Consider the following 2,249-nt stretch of genomic DNA (forward strand, 5'->3'; position numbering starts at 1 on the left):
GTCCGCCTGCGCTGTGCGCTGCACGGCCTGCGCGACGGGCTCGGCCGCATCCCGCCGCCCGACAGCCTCCTGCCCGGCGAACCCCGCGCCGCCCGCTGGGCCGCCTGGCGAAGCTGACCGTCGATCACGCGCCGGGCCTGCGGCGCAGGAGCGATGGCCGCGACGCCGTTGCGCGCAACCGCCGGATCAGGCGGGGTCGCGGGTGAGGGCGACGACGGCGCCGCGGCGGCGCAGGATGCGGAAGTCGAGCCTCCGGGCGGCGGCGAGCAGGTCGTCGGCGGTAACGCGGCGGCCGGCGAAGACCGTGTCGTGCAGTTCGAGGACGGCGCGGCGGCAGCCGTCGAGGGCGCCGGGATCGCCCAGCAGGAAGGACGCCTCGGCTCCCTCGATGTCACTGACGAGGTCGAACGCGTCGATCCGACGCTCGGCCAACAGGTGGCGCAGCGTCGTCCCCGGCACGGCCACCGGCCCGCCGACGGCCGGGACCGCGCTGATCCCGGCGGCGGCGTGCGCGGTGATGGTGGGTGCTGCGGTGATGGTGGGTGCTGCGGCGGTGGTGGGGTCACGCAGGCGTGAGCCGAGGGTGGTGGCGCCGAGATCGAACAGGACCGGGCCGGGTCGATCGGTGATCGCCAGCGCGGCGACGTCGAGGGTGAGGTGGGCGGTGTGCGGCTCCAGCCGTCGCCGCAGGCCCGCGGCGAGTTCGGGGTGGGCCTCTACGCAGACGAGCCGGGAGCCGGGAGCCAGGCGGCTGGCGATGTGGGCGCCGGTGATGCCGAGGCTCGCGCCGAGTTCGACCACGGTCCCCGCCGGGCCCACGTACCGGTGGATCATTCCGATCTCGGCGGTCTCGTAGAGCCGCCAGAACAGCGCCGCCCGCTGCCGCGGGGTGAACACCGCATCGGTGACGTCGAAGCGGACGCCGTGACTGCGGATCCGGTTACGGGTGGCGGCGCCCACGACCGCCCCCACGGCCGGGCTCGTCAGCAGCCCGGCCGCCAGGATCTTGGCCCGCAGCAGCGGCCCGGCGCGGTGGGACCGGTCGGCGTCGCTGGGCCGCCCGCGGCGTGCGGCGGTCACAGCAGGATGTCCAGCAGGGTGTCGAGCCGCTGCTGGTAGGTGTGGTCGCGGTGGCTGCGGGCGCGGGCGGCGTCGCCCAGCGCCCGGGCACCGGCCCGGTCGGCGGCGCAGCGTTTCAGGTGCGCCGTCAGCTCGGCGAAGTCGGTGAACCCGAGGATCTCCCGTCCCTCGACGAACAGGTCGGGCAGCGCGGCGCGCCGCTCGCAGACGACGGTCGCGCCGCAGGCGGTCGCCTCGAACAGCCGGCAGTTCACGCTCTCCATCTCCGCCGGGTGCAACGCGTTGACCACGGCGAGGGCGCCGCGGAAGACGGCGGCCTTCGCGGCTCCGGTGATGAACCGGCCGGTGTGGCAGGCCATCACCCGCGGGTCACGCAGCCAGCGCGGCGGCGGCGGACCGTAGAGCCGCACGGCGATCCCGGCGTCGAGGAGCTGCTGGACGAGCCGGACCCGCACTCCGTAGGTGTTGCCGACGAACACCGCGTGCGCCTCGTCGTCCACCGCCGCGGGCGGCCGGTGGCGCGCCGGGTTGCAGGCCTCGGGCAGGTACCAGGCGGGCAGCTCGAGCACGTCCGACAGCCGCCGCGCCAGCAGCGGATCGCTGAGGAACAGCGCGTCGTAGTCCCCCATCAGCAGGTACTGGCGCCCCAGGTTCACCACCGCATCCGGGAACCACAGGCCCACGCGGACCCCGCGTCGGCGTAGCGCCCGCACGGTCGAGGGCAGCAGTCGGGCATCGGCTGACAACACCACGTCGATGGACTCCCGCTCGACCCGGTTGACGAGGCGGTGCTGGTGGACCTGGTCCGGCCGCTCGGAGACGGTGCGCGCCGCCAGCGCCGCACCGGCGAGCCAGCGTCCCCGCGGCAGAGGGACCGCCGGGCCCAGCGCCACCGCGTGCACCCCCAGATCGGGCAGGCAGTCGACGATGTTGTCGGCGAAGTCGTCGAGCCCCACCGGGCCGACGACCCCGACCCGCAGCGCCCCCGCGGACGGCGCAACCATGGACGGCGCAACCGTGGACGGCACCCCCACGGACGGCCCCGCCGACCGCGCCGCGCCGCGCCGCCTGTGGTCGGTCACCGTCGCCTCACCTTCCGCCGCCAAGCGGCACCACCCGCCGCCTGCTCGCCGCGCCCATCAACTCCGGCCGGCTCGTCCATCCGGGCG

The 2,249-nt window shown here is 75.8% G+C and carries 2 protein-coding genes; both read right to left on the bottom strand.

Features of this window, described 5'->3' with window-relative positions:
* Positions 1-186 precede the first annotated feature (186 nt).
* Complete coding sequence (locus tag ND748_RS30370) at positions 187-1,080, bottom strand: FkbM family methyltransferase (RefSeq protein WP_251749691.1); 894 nt, start codon at positions 1,078-1,080, stop codon at positions 187-189.
* On the bottom strand, positions 1,077-2,084 hold the full coding sequence (locus ND748_RS30375; RefSeq protein WP_251749693.1) for a glycosyltransferase: 1,008 nt from the start codon (positions 2,082-2,084) through the stop codon (positions 1,077-1,079). The genes ND748_RS30370 and ND748_RS30375 overlap by 4 nt, the downstream gene beginning before the upstream one ends.
* Positions 2,085-2,249 lie beyond the last annotated feature (165 nt).

It is taken from the genome of Frankia sp. AiPs1 (genome assembly GCF_023716945.1).
Taxonomy (GTDB): Bacteria; Actinomycetota; Actinomycetes; order Frankiales; family Frankiaceae; genus Frankia.

Coding starts and splice junctions, on each gene's coding strand:
- ND748_RS30375 (WP_251749693.1), bottom strand. CDS start 2,084: ATGGTTGCGCCGTCCGCGGGGGCGCTGCGGGTCGGGGTCGTCGGCCCG.